The sequence below is a fragment of the Campylobacter concisus genome (assembly GCF_902460715.1).
Classification (GTDB): domain Bacteria; phylum Campylobacterota; class Campylobacteria; order Campylobacterales; family Campylobacteraceae; genus Campylobacter_A; species Campylobacter_A concisus_AK.
Genome location: NZ_CABPUX010000002.1, coordinates 211364 through 226684, shown reverse-complemented (window position 1 = coordinate 226684; position 15321 = coordinate 211364). Strand labels below are relative to the sequence as shown.

Sequence of the window (15321 nt, the reverse complement as noted above, 5' to 3'; positions counted from 1 at the left end):
TGGGCTTTAAGCTAAACTTAATAATTGCTAAGCAAATTTTTATAAATTCTTTTTAAATTTAATAAAATTTGAGCCAAAATTTTTGGATTTTAAAATATATTTTTTTATATATAAAGATAAAAATACCTAAAATATACGCATTTTATCTATATAATTTATTATATTTTAAGATTATCCCTGATAATATTTGCTCTTAAAATGAATTTAGCAATTTCTCGTCTTTGCATTACTTAAATTCATTTTTCTCCCGACTAATTTAGTGCTAGGAAGTGGTTAGCCTAGCACTTTTCTTTCACAAATTTTACAAGAGTTGGTCTTACTATTTTGGCGTAGTCTTTTGCGTTTAAAACGACTGATCTATCAAGAAGCCCTGCATTAAAGGCGATCTCATCGTTTCGCTCTAGCAAACTCTCATCCACAACAAGGTGCAAATTTTTATGAAAGCTAAATGGCGGAACCGAGCCAAATACGCAATCAGCAAGCGCTGTAACCTCCTCTGGGCTAGCAAGGCTTGCTCTTTTGCCATCAAATTTTTGCGTAAGCGCGTCAAGATCAGCCTGCTCGTCAGCTGGCAAGACCGCTAGCAAGTAAATTTTACCAGCCTTCATCGCTGGCTTTTCGTCATCTAGCAAGTAGCCATCTAGCACATTTTCATCTTTAAAAATTTGCCTAAATTTCTCTTCATCCACCCCTTTTATAGAGCAGACCAGCGCCTTTGCGCCCTGGCTCATCTTCGTGCCCCTTATCTTAGCGACCTCCTCTGAAGTCCTAGCACTCTCATGCTCTATCACTCTAAATTTCGCCCCATTTTTGCTAAGAAGCTCGTGGATTTTATTAAAAATTTGCTCTGACACAGCTCTTTCCTTTGGATAAATTTAGTTAAAATTATAGCGCTAAAACCAAAAAGGGGCAGGAAAATGCAGATAAATTTAGATGACGTAAAGATCGAGCCAAGCTGGAAAGAGGTGCTAAAAGATGAGTTTTTGAGTGAAAATTTCGCACGCATCAAAGAGAATTTCTTAAAAGCAAAGAGCGCTGGCGTCGTCTATCCACCAAGTGGGCTCATTTTTAACGCATTTAACCTAACGCCATTTAACGACGTCAAGGTAGTCATCCTAGGCCAAGACCCATATCACGGCGCAAATCAAGCCATGGGACTAAGCTTTTCAGTGCCAAGTGGTGTGCGAGTGCCGCCAAGCCTTGTGAATATCTATAAAGAAATTTACGCCGATCTTGGCATAAAAGAGCCAAATAGCGGCGATCTTACAAAGTGGGCAAAGCAAGGCGTGCTGCTTTTAAACTCTACTTTAAGCGTAAGTGCTGGAGCGGCAAATTCTCACGCTAGCTTCGGCTGGCAGGGCTTTACAGACGCTGTCATAAGAAAGATTAGCCAAAATTTACAAAACGTAGTTTTTATGCTCTGGGGCAACCCAGCCAAGGCAAAAGCACCGCTTATAGACGTCAGCAAGCACCTAATCTTAGAAGCAGCGCACCCAAGTCCGCTAGCTCGTGGGGCATTTTTTGGTTGCAGGCACTTTTCAAAGGCAAATATCTACCTAGCAAACCACGGTAAAACGCCCATAGAGTGGGACTTAAACGCTCAAATTTGAGCTATTTTTTAAGCTCAGAAAGAAGCTTATTTACCTTTTCTAGCTCGCTTTTGCAAAATTTCTCATCGTTATTTTGCATTATCATCGCCTCTTGGCCGCTTTGTCTTTGCTTAAACTCATCAAATTTAAGCTCAAAAAGCCTTAGCGCTTTCTCATCACCCGCAAGCTTCTTGCTCTCTTTGGCGTAAAGCTCGTCAAGATAGAGCCTGCTTTGCTTGACATATTCCTTGCAAACCTCGCTTGCACCAAATAAATTTACGCCCAGAAAAAGGGCAAAAATGGCAAATTTTTTCATATTTTTCCTTGAAATTTTTGCGTTATACTAGCCTTTAAGCACTTAAATTTTAAAATATTTTGCAAAAAAAGGATGAAAAATGAGGCGAAAAGATAGAGAACTAAGCCCTGACGAGGCACTTGAGATTATCGATAACTGCGAATACGGCGTGATCTCATGCGTGGATGATGAGGGAGAAATTTTTAGCGTGCCTATCTCGCCTGTTAGGGTTGGCAAGAGCATTTTTGTGCATGGAGCGAGCGCTGGTAGCAAGGCAAAACTGCTTCAAAATGGGCGAAAAGTGGAGTTTGTCTGCGTTAGCTTCAACAAAGTCCCACACCTAAATGATAGAGAGCTAGAAATGATAAAAGACGACGGCAAGGCACTTGGCGGCAAGGTCTTTACGACTGAATACAAAAGTACCATCGCAAAAACGAGAGCCTACGAAGTGACAGACGAGGCAAAAAGATATGAAATTTTAAAAATTCTCAGCCAAAAATACACCGCCTACGCAATGAGCACCTTTGACGTGGCGGCCGAGTATGGGCTAAAGATCATGAAAATTTATGAGCTAAAGATAGAGAGCCTTAGCGCAAAGGCCAAAATTTTGCCAAAAGCGGTAAAGGAGTAAATTTGAGCTCACTTGCACTGATGTTTAGACCAAAAAACTTGGATGAAATTTGCGGTCAAAAGGCGGTTAAAGCGGCATTTTTAAAATTTATAGCCACAAGCAAGATACCGCACTCCATATTTTATGGTCCAGCAGGCTGTGGCAAGACGAGCTTTGCAAGAGCAGTGGCAAGCGGGGCAAACTACGACTTTTACGAGTTTGACGGCGGAAATTTAAAGATAGACGACTTTCGCAAAATTTTAAAAAACTACGAAAACGCCCTAAATAAGCCACTCTTTTTCATAGACGAGATCCACAGGCTTAGCAAAACACAGCAAGAAGCGCTACTTATCCCCATGGAAAACTACAAAGCCCTAGTCATCGGCGCTAGCACGGAAAATCCCTTTTTCACGCTAAGCTCAGGCATCAGAAGCCGCTCGATGCTCTTTGAGTTTAGACCGCTTAGCAGTGGCGATTTTGAGGAGCTTCTTAGCAAGATAAGAGAGCAAATTTCATTTAGCATTGACGAGGAGGCAAAGGAGTATCTATTTAAAAGTAGCGGTGGCGACGCAAGGGCTATGCTAAATTTACTCGAATTTGCTGTCACGCTTGATGAAAATGTGAGCATAGAAAATTTAAAAACACTTCGACAAAATGCCCTAAAAGAGGGGGCAAAAGAGGACGACACGCACTACGAGCTAGCAAGTGCTTTTATAAAAAGCCTGCGTGGAAGCGACGAAAACGCCGTCATATACTATCTCGCAAGGCTCATAGACTCTGGCGAGAGCGCCGACTTCATCGCTAGAAGGATGGCGATATTTGCTAGCGAAGACATCGGCAACGCAAACCCAAATGCGCTAAATTTAGCCGCAAGCACGCTTAGCATCGTAAAAGAGATAGGCTTTCCGGAGGCTAGGATCATACTGGCTCAGTGCGCCGTCTATCTAGCCAGCTCACCAAAGTCAAACTCCAGCTACAACGCGATAAATGCCGCTCTAAGATACGTGCAAAGCGAGGAAATTTTAAAAATTCCACCATATCTAAAAAATCACACAAAAGAGAGCAAAGACTACCTTTATCCGCATGATTTTGGCGGCTGGGTCGAGCAAAAATACATAGAAAAACCGCTCGTTTTTTACAAAAGCAAGGGCATAGGCTTTGAAAAAACGCTAAATGAGTGGCTAGAAAAGATAAGGTCAAAGGGCTAAATTTAGGCTTTACTCTTTTAAATTTAAAAGGGCTGTTTTAAGAATGAACGAGCAAAATTTAGAATATATCGCAAATTTAAAGATAAAAGACGTGCCGTGGGATAGGCTAAGCTGCAGCTACGGCACGGCGGAGCTTTTTGCACAAATTTTAAACACACTTACAAAGACTGTGAAAAAGAGCAAATTTGATGAAAAAGAGCTTAGCGAGCTGCTTGATGAGATAGTGGCTCAGTGTGAGTATCAAGAGACTTTTTGGCACGCAACGCCCTTTGCGCTCGTTTTTTTGGTGCGAATTTACAAAAGTGCGCTAGGCGAAAAAGGCGAAGCAGCTAAATTTATCTCACGTAAGCTTGAAGTCTTTTTTAAATTTATGCTCGAAATTTGCGAAAAAATAGAACAGATGGATCATGCAAAGCCACTTACTAAAATGGAGCAAATGCTAGAGCCAAAGTATCTTGATATCGTAGATCAAGACGAGCTAAGCTATGACGATAGACTATTTTACAGCTTTTATTACTATTCACGCATGGTTTTGCAGGGCGCTTTTGTAAAAATTTAGCTCGGCTATGATTTTTTAGTAGTTAATTTAAATTTTATATTTTTTCAAATATACTTCTCAAATCCAAATCAATCACGAAAGTTAAAAAATGACTACAAATTTTGCTGAAATTTTAAATAACTGCGTTGAAAGTATAAATTCATTTCTTTGGGGTCCATACTTCCTTATCGCCCTACTTTGCGGCACTGGACTATTTTTTACCATTAGACTTGGCTTTGTTCAAATTTTTAAATTTAAAATGGGTTTAGGTGAACTTTTTGGAAATTTCTCACTTCACGGCGAGGCTGCTGGTAAGGCTGGTATGAGCTCGTTTCAGGCAGTAGCAACCGCTATCGCGGCGCAAGTTGGCACTGGAAACCTCGTGGGTGCGACCACAGCGCTTATAATGGGCGGTCCAGGAGCCATTTTTTGGATGTGGTGCGCAGCCTTTTTAGGCATGGCTACAAATTTTGCTGAAATTTGCCTCGCTCAAATTTACCGCACCAAAGATGACAGCGGCCACACGATAGGCGGTCCAGCCTTTTACATAAGCCGCGGATTAAAGGGCAAATGGGCGAAATTTCTAGCTGGATTTTTCGCTATCGCTATCATCATCGCACTTGGCTTTATCGGCAATATGGTTCAAGCAAACTCCATATCAGACGGCTTTAGCGGTGCTTTTGGCATACCGCAGTGGCTAACAGGGGCGTTTTTGGCTCTCATTTGCGCGCTAATTTTCATAGGTGGCGTAAAGGCGATCGCAAGGGTCGCTGAAAAGATCGTGCCACTAATGGCGCTACTTTATATCGTTGTTGGCGTGGTTATCATCGCTTTAAATTTTCACCAAATCCCAGAAGCGATCTCACTAATATTTAAAGCTGCGTTTGATCCTTCGGCTGCTTGGGGTGGGGCAACTGGAGCTAGCATCGCAGCTGCCATGAGATACGGCATCGCAAGGGGACTTTTTAGCAACGAAGCTGGCATGGGCTCAACTCCACACGCACACGCCGCTGCAAACGTCAAACACCCAGTCGATCAAGCCGTCCTTGGCATAATGAGCGTCTTTATAGACACCTTTGTCATCTTAAATATAACCGTTTTTGTGGTGCTAACCGCAAACGTCATCAGCTTTGAAAACGGCAAGGCAGTCTTTACTGGCATCACCTTGGTGCAAGAGGCGTTCTCGTCACATATCTTTGGCAAAACTGGCGGCTATAGCTTCGTGGCGATCTGCCTATTTTTCTTCGCATTTACGACGATCATTGGCTGGTACTACTTCGCTGAGATCAACGTGCGCTACCTTTTTGGCGCAAAAGCGGTTAAAATTTTTAAAATTTTAGTTGTTGTTTTTGTCTTTTTAGGTAGCTTGCAAAAGGTTGATTTTGTCTGGAGCCTAGCTGATATGTTTAACGGACTTATGGTCGTGCCAAATTTGATCGCCATTATCCTTCTAAGCCCAGTCGTAGCTAAACTTTTAAAAGATCACGACGCTGGCAAAGAATACGATGCAAAAGAGTATTTGAAGTAGATTTAAGAGTCGTGGAGAGAGGCTCTCCACATTAAATTTATGTTATAGGTGGTCAGTTGGAGCGACAGTTATAGGCTCAAGTGGCATATAAAATGTCGTTGCTTGAGGCTCAGCATATTTATTGCCAGCCTCATCTACTGATGAAGCTTGGACTGTGTACTCATTAGTGTCAAGAGTATCCAACACACTACTCTCGACTTTCCAGTTACCATCAGCATCAGCCTTAGCGCTTAGTTTCTCAACCACATGAGCTTCGTTGCCTTTCTCTACCCAAGAGTTACCTAAGCCATCATTGTAAACAACTTCAGCTTTTGTGATGACTAAATTTATATCAGCAAATGGCTCAGCTTTACCCTCTATGGTCGGTGAAAAGTCGTATTGTTTATTGCTATCATACATTGTGTTATAGTGTGACAAGTCAGAAAAGTCATCAGTAGATATTTTTGTGATAGACAAGGTGCTATTGTCTGTATCAACAGTTATCTCTTGCGTGCTTGTAGCTTTTTGCTCTTCGCCGTTTGCAGCTACTTTGCTAGCTTCAATCGTAAATTTATGATCTCCATCAGCTAAAGGTGAAGTTGGTGTGTATGACCAGTTTCCGTCTGCATCGGTAGTTGTCGTACCAAGTAGCGGTGCGCTCTCACCTTCGCCATCAAATATACTTATAGTAGCGTTTGAAGTGGCCTTACCAACTAAAGTTGGAGTGTTGTCGTTTGTAATATGCAGATCTGTTCTTTGTGAATTTTCATGCTCTAAGATATTGCCCTCGATGTCAAGGTTGCTGCTTACTGCCTGATCTGTATTACCAGTCACTACGTTATCATCCACTGCTGTGACAGATACTTCTAGTGGCTGCGGCGATATATTGTTATATGCATTATCTATCGCAGCCGCAAGTGTATCAAGACTAAAGCCCTCCTCGCTTGCGCCACCGCCTACATTTGTAAAAGCCTCTGCACTTGCATTTGCTTGAGAGCTTAGATCGCCAAAATTCGCATTGATGTTTGACTCATGACCGCCATTTGCAAAGCCAGCAGCGCCAAGGCTCACGCCATTCGAGCTTACTCCGCCCGCTGATTGAGTGCCGCCAGCTGCAGTCTCTTCAAGATCAGAGATATTTTTACCATTTAATAATTGCTCTTGTAGTGATGCTATCTCTTTGCCAGTCTCATCGCTAGCTTTTTCATTTTGAGTTTGCGCAGATTGTACCTCAACCTTTACGCCATCTTGCTCTTTTATGACCTCATTGTCATAGATCACGTCGCCTGCTTTTAGAGTTCTTTGATTTCCGTTAGCGTCTATAGCGACGATGGCATCCGTGCCGATTATTGATTTTATTAATCCTTTAACTTTACTCATAACATTTCCTTTTTATGTTTTTAGTTTTTATGCTGCAATTATAAGTAAATATTTTAGTTCTTTACTATTGTACTTTGGTACAGTTGTGACATTTTAGAAATATGAAGTTATAAATTTTTTAGTTAAATTTAGTAATAGCTTGCCGTATTTTAGGGATTTAGTTTAAAATTTAAAAATGGTATAGTTACAAAAAAATATTTTTAAATTTTATTTTTTGGATTTTACGTTTTGGGGAAGTTTATATAGAAATGGTGGCCCCGAATGGACTCGAACCATCGACCACTACCATGTCAAGGTAGTGCTCTACCAACTGAGCTACGGGACCAAAGATTTGGGATTATATTTTATTTTCCTTTTTATTTAGCTTAATTATCCTTTTCTTTAAAATTCAAACGCTTGATTTCTCTTACATTATATGAAATTTATTACCAAAAGATAAATTTATATATTAAAGATAATATTAATTTTTACTAACAAATTTTCTTTTATTACCTTAAAAATGGCAATATATTTTTTATCATTTCTCATATTATTCTCATACTATCCTTGTATAATTCTCACAGCGAGACAAATTTTATCCAAAAGGAGATCTTATGAAGCAAATTTCAAGACGTGAAATGCTTAAGATGAGTGTTGCAGGTGCTGGTGCTTTGGCTTTAGGTGCTGTAAATGCACAAGCTTCTGCTATAGATGCAAAAGATGTCAAATTTGACGAAGAATATGATGTTGTCATCATCGGTTCTGGATTTGCAGGGCTTGCAGCTGGCCTTAGCGCAGCCAAAAGAGGAAACAAAGTCTTGATCATAGAAAAAATGGGTAGGATCGGCGGTAACTCTGTCATAAATGGCGGCGGTATGGCTGTTCCAGTAAATCCAGTCCAGGAAAAAACTGGCATAAAAGATAGCAAAGAGCTATTTATCGAAGACTGTCTAAAAGCAGGCCTTGGGCTAAACCACCCAGAGCTACTTGAGACCATAGCTAATCGCGCGATGGAGTCATTTAACTTCTTAGTAGACTGCGGCGTGCAGTTTAAGATGGATCACTGCGCTCACTTTGGCGGTCACAGCGTGGCTAGATCGATGCTTACTACAAACGACAGCGGCTCAGGCTACATCCAGCCTATGCTTGAGAAATTTGAAAAAACAGATGGCTGCAAGCTAGTAAGAAGAACTAAATTTGACGACTTTGTTGTCGATGAGAGCGGCAAAGTAGTGGGTGTTGCGGTAAGAGAAGAGTATAAATTTGATGATAAACTTTATAACGACGACTTAGAGAACACAAGCGGCACTAAAAAGACCATCAAAGCAAACAAAGGCGTCATCCTTGCAGCTGGCGGCTTTTGCAGGGATAAGGCGTTTAGAAAGCTTCAAGACCCGCGTATCCCAGACAACGTCGATAGTACAAACCACGCAGGTGCGACAGCTGGCGTGCTTTTAAAGGCATTTGAGCTTGGCGCATACCCTGTGCAAGTAGACTGGATCCAGTTTGGCCCATGGGCGAGCCCAGATGAGAAAGGCTTTGGCACAGCTCCTATCCTAACTCAACAAGGCACATTTAAATACGGCATCGCAGTAGATGTAAGAACTGGCAAGCGCTTCATGAACGAGCTAGCTGACCGCAAGACAAGAGCAGACGCTGAGTTTAAAATTTTAAGAGCAGCACCTGATAAATTCCCTATCACATTTGCCGATACAAAGATGGCATTTAAAGACCTTAGCGAAGAGATCATAAGCAAGGGCATGAGTAGTGGCAAGCTAGTTGGCGAGTGCAAGAGCTTAGATGAGATCGCTAGCAAATACGGCGTCCCAGCTGATGCGCTAAAAGAGACGGTCAAAAAATATAATGAGGGCGTAAAAGCCAAAAAAGATGAATTTGGCAAGCAAGAGAGTGCGCTTTCTGAGATCAACGAAGCTGGTCCATTTTATGTCATCCGCCTATCTCCAAAACCTCACCACACAATGGGCGGTCTAAAGATCAACGAAAAAGCGCAAGTATTATCAAGCAAGAGTGGCAAGCCAATACCAGGCCTTTACGCAGCTGGCGAGATCACTGGTGGTACGCACGGAGCGAGCCGCTTAGGCACTGTTGCGATCACTGATTGTATAGTATTTGGCATGATCGCTGGAGAAAATATCTAAATTTAGTGTGCCTTTTGGCACACTAATTTATTATTAATGCAGATTTAACCAAGCGAAGACTATAATTTCATAAAAGTAAGTTTAAGTAAAAATATTAGTTTTCCATTGAAATTTGACGTTAATAAAATTTTAAAAGAAAGGAAAAGGGTATGAATAAGCTTAAATTCATCGCTATTTTTGCCTGTTTATTTTCGCTTCATCTCTTTGGTGCCGATATGCCAAAGGGCGATCTAAACGTCACAAAAGTAGCAGTCTCTGATGAGCTACGAGCCAAGTATAAGATCAAACCTCATCATGAACACCTAAGCTTTGACTGCGTTGATTGTCACCAAAACCAAGGCGATGATCCTAGCAAATTTAAAGCGATCGGCGACGCTGGCTGCCTATCCTGTCATAAGAGCAAAAAGCTCTTAGCCCAGAGGCTAAAATTTATGGATACTCTAAAGGCAAATCCTCACAACTCTGTTCACGATGGTCCGACTTTGTACTGCGACGAGTGCCACAACGAGCACAAACCATCTACAAACATGTGCTCTGAGTGCCATGAACACGAGGTGCCACAATGGATGAACGGAGTAACACCATGAAAATTTCAAAAAAATTACTAGCGCTTATAATCTTCATAAGCGGAATTGTTGGATTTTTAGTCGTTCTGCCAGTTCATTACACACTTGATGAGACGAGTGGGGATAAATTCTGCATCGTTTGCCACGAGATGGATCCTATGGTGATCACCTACAATGACGATATCCACAGCGGCAAGGGCAAAACTGGTATCAAAGCAAGATGCGTGGATTGTCACATACCACATGACAACATCGCAAAATACGCCCTAACAAAGGCGAAAAACGGCATTTTAGAGGGCTGGGTGCATTTCTTTGGCTATCCTAATGCTATTGATTGGCATAAAAACCTCAAAAACCGCGAACATTTCGTCTTTGACAACGGCTGCACAAGCTGCCACACAAACGTGATAGATAGCAACAACACCTCAGCGCAAGCTCAAAAGATGCACGCTCACTACAAAAAGCTTCTTGACACTCCTAAAGAGCTAAAATGTGCAAGCTGCCACTATGACGCAGGTCACGGCGCTGGCTTTAGAAACTATCTTGAGTATTGGAAGCCGTCATATAAAATTTACGATAAAAAGATGATCGAAAAGAGGATCGAAACTAAGCAAAAATTCTTCAAAGATGAGTACAAACCTACAAAAGACGAAGAAGAATTTTTAAAACAAAAGGCTGAAAAAGACGCCAAAAAACCAGCTGGCGGCGGTGGTCTAGCTGGCTAACGAAGAAGCTTTGCTGCTCTTAAGCGACTTTTGGCAAAATGTCATCCTAAATGCATCGCTTTACCGCTTTGGGTTTAGGATGATCCAGCTCAAAAGCGCCAGCGAAGTCATCAAAGACTTTGAGTGCGGCAACAGATACGATCTATACGTTTTTGACGTAAAGGCTAGAAATTTAAACCTTGATCTGGTTAAATTTATAAGAGATAGCCAAAACATCACTCCCATTATGCTTTTGCTAGATGTTAGCGTCCCTAGCGTTTTTAAGAGGATTTACTACGCTAGGGTTAATGATTTTATCATTAAGCCATTTTGCCCTGAAGAGTTTTTATTTCACGCCTTTAGCTTTGCAAGGTACTTTTAGGCTCTAAATTTGAGCTAAAAAATGGCCTAGTCTTTGACAAAGACTCCCTTTGCGTAAGAAAAGAGAGCGAGGTCATCTACCTTGGCAAAAAAGAGAGCCAGCTACTTGAAATTTTATGCAAAAACTCGCCCCACGTCATCACCTACGACGAGATAGATCACCGCCTATATAAAAACGAAACCTTATCGCAAGACCGCATAAGATCGCTCGTGCGAGAGATAAGGGCCAAGATACCAACTATCTGCCTAAAAACCATACGAGGCACTGGATATAAGGTGGAGTGAGGGGGTTTAGTCAAATTTAGATCTTATTTGAGGGCTAAATTTCTATACTTTTGGATCAAATTTGCTTAAATTTGCAAAAACTCTTGTCTTGTTTGGCTATTTTGACTTCAACGATTTTCACAGCACCTTTGATAAATTTGCCTTGCCAAAGCACCACTTTTTTTCTGAGAAGTTTGCCGTATTCGTATATCTCGCCAAATTTCTTACACAAAGCCATATTATTTTTGCTATAGCAGCTTTTTGAAAATCTGCCAAGCAGTAAGCCAACCGACCTTTAAAAACAGCTTGTGATCGCTAATCATAACGACTATTCTTTGTGGATTTGTGGCGTCATTGCACCATCAAGAAAGAATTTGTATAAATTTATAGCAAGAGCTGGCGTTACACCAACTCTCTTATGTTTTTTGTTAGCTCCAAGCTCGCTTCGATCTCGGCGCGTTTTGCCATTACACTTTCTATATTTATGCTTAAATTTAACCCATTTTCATCGCCAAATTTCTTTAGCTCGCACCAAATTTCTTTGATGATCTCGCAGCTACTAGCTAGGTAGTCAGAGCTTAAATTTAGCCTCTCTTCTACCGAGCTTGGCACGCTCACTCCGAGCCATTTGATAAATTCAAGCGTTTTTGCATTGCCCGCTGTGCTAAATGTCAGAAATATCGGCTCGCTTATCTTTGCAGCCGCGCAATCCTCTAAAAATTTACGCGCTAGTTGTATGTCAAAGATCGCTTGCGATATGAAAAATTTAGCCCCAGCTGCGATCTTTTCACGCATCCTTTGTGGCTCATCGCCATTTTTGCCGTGACGCTCTGCGATACAGACACCGCCTACTGCCAACTCTTTAAATTCGCTAGCGATTTCATAGGCGCGAGCTAAATTTAGCCTCACTTTTTGCGTGCTTGAAGTTGCCCCCACTAGCACGTTTAAATTTGAGCTTTGAGCCTTAAGTGCTGCGCGAAAATCATCCTCGCCGTATCCGCTAGCCACGCGGTAAAATATACTAGGTGTTGCGACGTTTAGGTACTTTTTGTAGTAAATTTCTGGGCTTAGCGTCCCACTAAACTCAAATGTCCTCTCGCTATCATTTCGCTCGCTCTCGTCTTGCACCTCGTAAAGCACGAGCCCATCGGCCTTGATATCATTTATCCGGCCCGTCCAGCGCTCAGATATCTCGCGCAGCTTTGCCTCTTCAAATTCAGCCTTTGGCGGCGTGAGTCCATATAGCACGAGCCCTTTTTCTTTATTTAAAATTTTCTCTTTTAGCATTTTCTCACTTTTGAACTAGATCAGCTCTCATCACCACGCCAACAGAATTTCTTGACGACATGCAGACAAACTCGTCTTTTAGGTATTTTGCGTCGGCTCGCCAAAAGCTCACGATATTTGCCACGTCGGCATTTTGCTTTTTAGCAGCTATCATATATCTTTTTATGACGGCGACAAAAGCCTCTTGGCAATAGCCCTTTATATCTCCGCTATCAGTGATAAATCTTTGAACCTTTACATTTGCCTTTATTACGCTTTTATTTTGGTCGTTTGAGCCAAATTCAAGCCTCACATTTTCAAAGCCTGCTAGCTCTTTTTTGGCAGCTTCTAAATTTAAAGCCTCGCTGATACTATAGATATTTGTTTGCTTGTACGCACCTTTGTTGAGTGGTATAGAGTGGCGTCCAGAACTACATCCGGACGCAAATATAACTAATATTACAAATAGAAAAATCCTTTTCATTTTTCAAATCCTTTTTAATTAAATTTTATAGACCTCTTACGATCTTGACGGCCTCTACCATGTTTTTAAGGCTTGGCTCGACCTCTTCCCATTTTCTGGTTTTTAGGCCGCAGTCTGGGTTGATCCAGAGTTGCTCTTTTGGCAAGACTTCAAGCAGAGCTTTGATCTGAGCGACGATCTCATCAACACTTGGCACACGTGGGCTGTGGATGTCGTAAACGCCAGGTCCGACCTCTTGTTTGTAGCCAACGGCTTTGAAAATTTTAAGTAGCTCGTTGCCACTTCTTGCAGTCTCGATACTGATAACATCAGCATCCATTGCCTCAATAGTCTTAATAATATCGTTAAATTCAGAGTAGCACATATGCGTGTGGATCTGAGTTTTTGCCTCAGCCGAGCTTACTGAAAGCTTAAAGCAATCAACCGCAAATTTCTCATAAGCTGGGATATTTTCAGCTCTTAGCGGATAGCCCTCTTTAAACGCTGCCTCATCGACTTGGATCACTCTAATGCCTGCGTTTTGAAGGTCTGCGATCTCGTCGTAGATACAAAGTGCGAGCTGTTTTGCCACCTCGCTTCTTGGCAGATCGTCACGCACAAAGCTCCAGTTTAGCATCGTTACAGGTCCAGTTAGCATGCCCTTCATTACGTGTTTTGTGATGCTTTGAGCGTATTTCATCCACTTAACAGTCATCGGCTCTGGGCGGCTTACGTCACCAAAGAGAAGTGGTGGCTTGACGCAGCGGCTGCCGTAGCTTTGTACCCAGCCATTTTGGCTAAATGCGTATCCGCTGATCTGCTCGCCAAAGTACTCAACCATGTCATTTCTCTCTGGCTCACCATGTACTAGCACGTCTAGGCCAATATCTTCTTGGAATTTCACGCAGTGATCAATGTATTTTTTAATGCCAGCTTCATAAGCAGCTGCGTCGATCTCGCCTTTTTTGAAATTTTGGCGAAGTACGCGAAGATCAACCGTTTGAGGGAAGCTACCTATCGTTGTTGTTGGCAAGATGCCGTATTTTAGTGTTTCGCGTTGAATTTTGATGCGATCTTCAAATTTCTCGTCACGCTCAAATTTGCTTAAATTTTTGATACGTTTTTGGACGCTTTCAGAGTGGATGAGCTTTGAAGTAGCGCGGGTTTTAACTGCATTTTTATTCTCTTCGTAAATTTTAGCCTCAGCCTCATTTAGCTTCTCGCCATTTGCTAGTTTTGTGATGATCTTGATCTCATCAAGCTTCTCGACCGCAAAGCTTAACCAGCTTTTGATCTCAGGGTTTAAATTTTCTTCATATTTTAGAGTGTATGGCACGTGAAGAAGCGAGCATGAAGTGCCGATATAAAGATCTTTTCCGCCTATTTTCTCTGAAATTTCACGAACAAGTTTTACTTTCTCGTCGATGTTGCTTTTCCAGATATTTCTGCCGTCGATCACGCCTGCAAATAGCGTCAAATGGCTATTTTTGATAGTCTCAAGCGCTTCGAAATTTCTCTTGCCGTGGATGAAGTCAAGCGCGATGCCGTAAATTTTAGTTTTAGCCACTTCGCTAACTGCCTTGATCGCATGCTCAAAATATGTTGCAAATACGATTTTGATGTTGCTAGCAACGTCTGTTAGCTCGTTATAAACCTTTGTGATAAGTGGCAAAAGGTCGCTTTCGTTTTTGTCAGTTACAAAGATCGGCTCGTCAAACTGCACTAAAATTTCATCATCAAGCTTAGAAATTTGCTCAAGTAGCTTTTTGTACTCGCCTACAAGTGCGTCAAGGTGCTTAAATGGGCAGCTGCCGTCAGTCGTCTTTGAAAGAGCCAAAAATGTGATAGGGCCGATCAAATTTACCTTGCCTTTTACGCCGTTAGCCTTCGCCTCTTTGTATTCATTTAAAATTTTGTCCGCTTTTAGGCTAAATTTACTCTCACTGCTAAGCTCTGGCACGATGTAGTGGTAGTTTGTGTTAAACCACTTTGTCATCTCCATCGCAACGCCATTTTTGTTGCCTCTTGAGCAAGCAAAATATTGCTCCGAGCCGCTTAAATTTGCAAATCTTGGAGGCGTAGCGCCAAAAGCGATGATGTTATCAAGCATTAGGTCGTAAAATGAAAAATCATTAACGCTAATAGCCGAAATGCCAGCGTCTTGTTGATATTTCCAGTGTCTTTGGCGAAGCATCTTTGCAGTCTCTTGCAAATTCTCTTCACTAAAGCCCTCTTTACCAGCCCAAAAGCCCTCTAACGCGCGCTTTAACTCTCTTTTCTCTCCGATTCTTGGAAAACCTAAAACATAACTTTTTATCATTTTTATCCTTTTTAAATTTAAATTTGCAGACTAAAATTCGCTCTGCGGACTACTATAAAACTGTGCAAAGCACAGCAACCTTGAACGTGCAG

Annotated in this window: 17 protein-coding genes and 1 tRNA gene; 10 read left to right on the top strand and 8 right to left on the bottom strand. The window is 41.7% G+C overall.

The window, feature by feature from the left end; translation table 11 throughout:
• Positions 1 to 278 precede the first annotated feature (278 nt).
• The gene (locus tag F3G91_RS06990) at positions 279 to 854 is read right to left on the bottom strand and encodes a YbaK/EbsC family protein (RefSeq protein ID WP_149701106.1); all 576 of its coding nucleotides are present in this window, start codon (positions 852 to 854) and stop codon (positions 279 to 281) included.
• A 63-nt stretch (positions 855 to 917) separates the two neighbouring features.
• On the opposite strand from F3G91_RS06990, the gene ung reads away from it, so the two are divergent.
• Positions 918 to 1610: a uracil-DNA glycosylase gene (gene ung / locus F3G91_RS06985; RefSeq protein ID WP_149701105.1), complete on the top strand. Its 693-nt coding sequence runs from the start codon at positions 918 to 920 to the stop codon at positions 1608 to 1610.
• 1 nt (position 1611) lies between these two features.
• On the opposite strand, the gene F3G91_RS06980 is transcribed toward ung, so the two are convergent.
• Positions 1612 to 1905, bottom strand: coding sequence for a hypothetical protein (locus F3G91_RS06980; protein ID WP_012000981.1), 294 nt, complete (start codon positions 1903 to 1905; stop codon positions 1612 to 1614).
• Between the two features lie 79 nt (positions 1906 to 1984).
• On the opposite strand from F3G91_RS06980, the gene F3G91_RS06975 reads away from it, so the two are divergent.
• From F3G91_RS06975 to F3G91_RS06960, 4 genes are all read left to right on the top strand, one after another.
• Positions 1985 to 2515, top strand: a complete 531-nt coding sequence (locus F3G91_RS06975) for a pyridoxamine 5'-phosphate oxidase family protein (RefSeq protein WP_149701104.1) — start codon at positions 1985 to 1987, stop codon at positions 2513 to 2515.
• A gap of 20 nt (positions 2516 to 2535) precedes the next feature.
• Positions 2536 to 3702: a replication-associated recombination protein A gene (locus tag F3G91_RS06970; protein ID WP_223227856.1), complete on the top strand. Its 1167-nt coding sequence runs from the start codon at positions 2536 to 2538 to the stop codon at positions 3700 to 3702.
• A gap of 43 nt (positions 3703 to 3745) precedes the next feature.
• Entirely contained in the window at positions 3746 to 4261 is a 516-nt protein-coding gene (locus tag F3G91_RS06965; RefSeq protein WP_149701102.1) for an ATP-dependent DNA helicase RuvA, read from the top strand.
• A gap of 88 nt (positions 4262 to 4349) precedes the next feature.
• Positions 4350 to 5768: an alanine/glycine:cation symporter family protein gene (locus F3G91_RS06960; protein WP_149701101.1), complete on the top strand. Its 1419-nt coding sequence runs from the start codon at positions 4350 to 4352 to the stop codon at positions 5766 to 5768.
• 42 nt (positions 5769 to 5810) lie between these two features.
• Here F3G91_RS06960 and F3G91_RS06955 read toward each other — a convergent pair whose 3' ends face one another.
• Both F3G91_RS06955 and F3G91_RS06950 read right to left on the bottom strand, forming a co-directional pair.
• The gene (locus F3G91_RS06955; protein WP_149701100.1) at positions 5811 to 7127 is read right to left on the bottom strand and encodes an Ig-like domain-containing protein; all 1317 of its coding nucleotides are present in this window, start codon (positions 7125 to 7127) and stop codon (positions 5811 to 5813) included.
• Positions 7128 to 7376: 249 nt separating this feature from the next.
• A tRNA-Val gene (locus F3G91_RS06950) sits at positions 7377 to 7452 on the bottom strand.
• 268 nt (positions 7453 to 7720) lie between these two features.
• Between F3G91_RS06950 and F3G91_RS06945 the strand changes: the two genes are divergently transcribed.
• The 5 genes from F3G91_RS06945 to F3G91_RS10745 all read left to right on the top strand — a co-directional run bounded on the left by F3G91_RS06945 (position 7721) and on the right by F3G91_RS10745 (position 11201).
• On the top strand, positions 7721 to 9265 hold the full coding sequence (locus tag F3G91_RS06945) for a flavocytochrome c (RefSeq protein WP_087583376.1): 1545 nt from the start codon (positions 7721 to 7723) through the stop codon (positions 9263 to 9265).
• 149 nt (positions 9266 to 9414) lie between these two features.
• Positions 9415 to 9852, top strand: a complete 438-nt coding sequence (locus tag F3G91_RS06940; RefSeq protein WP_103568684.1) for a cytochrome c3 family protein — start codon at positions 9415 to 9417, stop codon at positions 9850 to 9852.
• Entirely contained in the window at positions 9849 to 10556 is a 708-nt protein-coding gene (locus F3G91_RS06935) for a cytochrome c3 family protein (protein WP_149701099.1), read from the top strand. Before F3G91_RS06940 ends, F3G91_RS06935 begins: the two co-directional genes overlap by 4 nt.
• Positions 10557 to 10566: 10 nt before the next feature.
• Positions 10567 to 10917, top strand: coding sequence for a response regulator (locus F3G91_RS10260; protein WP_188116810.1), 351 nt, complete (start codon positions 10567 to 10569; stop codon positions 10915 to 10917).
• Positions 10918 to 10991: 74 nt separating this feature from the next.
• Complete coding sequence (locus tag F3G91_RS10745) at positions 10992 to 11201, top strand: helix-turn-helix domain-containing protein (protein WP_188116825.1); 210 nt, start codon at positions 10992 to 10994, stop codon at positions 11199 to 11201.
• Between the two features lie 55 nt (positions 11202 to 11256).
• Here the strand turns inward: F3G91_RS10745 and F3G91_RS10250 are convergent, their stop codons facing one another.
• From F3G91_RS10250 to metE, 4 genes are all read right to left on the bottom strand, one after another.
• Positions 11257 to 11418 (bottom strand): hypothetical protein, encoded by a 162-nt coding sequence (locus F3G91_RS10250; RefSeq protein ID WP_188116809.1) that lies wholly within the window; start codon positions 11416 to 11418, stop codon positions 11257 to 11259.
• A gap of 164 nt (positions 11419 to 11582) precedes the next feature.
• Positions 11583 to 12467, bottom strand: coding sequence for a methylenetetrahydrofolate reductase (locus F3G91_RS06925; protein ID WP_149701098.1), 885 nt, complete (start codon positions 12465 to 12467; stop codon positions 11583 to 11585).
• Between the two features lie 4 nt (positions 12468 to 12471).
• Positions 12472 to 12930, bottom strand: coding sequence for a hypothetical protein (locus tag F3G91_RS06920; protein ID WP_103646992.1), 459 nt, complete (start codon positions 12928 to 12930; stop codon positions 12472 to 12474).
• A 25-nt stretch (positions 12931 to 12955) separates the two neighbouring features.
• Entirely contained in the window at positions 12956 to 15229 is a 2274-nt protein-coding gene (gene metE / locus F3G91_RS06915) for a 5-methyltetrahydropteroyltriglutamate--homocysteine S-methyltransferase (RefSeq protein ID WP_149701097.1), read from the bottom strand.
• Positions 15230 to 15321 lie beyond the last annotated feature (92 nt).

Excerpts from the sequence above, each read along its gene's own strand:
- F3G91_RS10250 (WP_188116809.1), bottom strand. The coding sequence starts at position 11,418 with ATGGCTTTGTGTAAGAAATTTGGCGAGATATACGAATACGGCAAACTT.
- F3G91_RS06935 (WP_149701099.1), top strand. The coding sequence starts at position 9,849 with ATGAAAATTTCAAAAAAATTACTAGCGCTTATAATCTTCATAAGCGGA.
- F3G91_RS06980 (WP_012000981.1), bottom strand. The coding sequence starts at position 1,905 with ATGAAAAAATTTGCCATTTTTGCCCTTTTTCTGGGCGTAAATTTATTT.
- F3G91_RS06925 (WP_149701098.1), bottom strand. The coding sequence starts at position 12,467 with ATGCTAAAAGAGAAAATTTTAAATAAAGAAAAAGGGCTCGTGCTATAT.
- F3G91_RS06920 (WP_103646992.1), bottom strand. The coding sequence starts at position 12,930 with ATGAAAAGGATTTTTCTATTTGTAATATTAGTTATATTTGCGTCCGGA.
- ung (WP_149701105.1), top strand. The coding sequence starts at position 918 with ATGCAGATAAATTTAGATGACGTAAAGATCGAGCCAAGCTGGAAAGAG.
- F3G91_RS06965 (WP_149701102.1), top strand. The coding sequence starts at position 3,746 with ATGAACGAGCAAAATTTAGAATATATCGCAAATTTAAAGATAAAAGAC.
- metE (WP_149701097.1), bottom strand. The coding sequence starts at position 15,229 with ATGATAAAAAGTTATGTTTTAGGTTTTCCAAGAATCGGAGAGAAAAGA.
- F3G91_RS06970 (WP_223227856.1), top strand. The coding sequence starts at position 2,536 with ATGTTTAGACCAAAAAACTTGGATGAAATTTGCGGTCAAAAGGCGGTT.
- F3G91_RS06940 (WP_103568684.1), top strand. The coding sequence starts at position 9,415 with ATGAATAAGCTTAAATTCATCGCTATTTTTGCCTGTTTATTTTCGCTT.
- F3G91_RS06955 (WP_149701100.1), bottom strand. The coding sequence starts at position 7,127 with ATGAGTAAAGTTAAAGGATTAATAAAATCAATAATCGGCACGGATGCC.
- F3G91_RS06945 (WP_087583376.1), top strand. The coding sequence starts at position 7,721 with ATGAAGCAAATTTCAAGACGTGAAATGCTTAAGATGAGTGTTGCAGGT.
- F3G91_RS06975 (WP_149701104.1), top strand. The coding sequence starts at position 1,985 with ATGAGGCGAAAAGATAGAGAACTAAGCCCTGACGAGGCACTTGAGATT.
- F3G91_RS06960 (WP_149701101.1), top strand. The coding sequence starts at position 4,350 with ATGACTACAAATTTTGCTGAAATTTTAAATAACTGCGTTGAAAGTATA.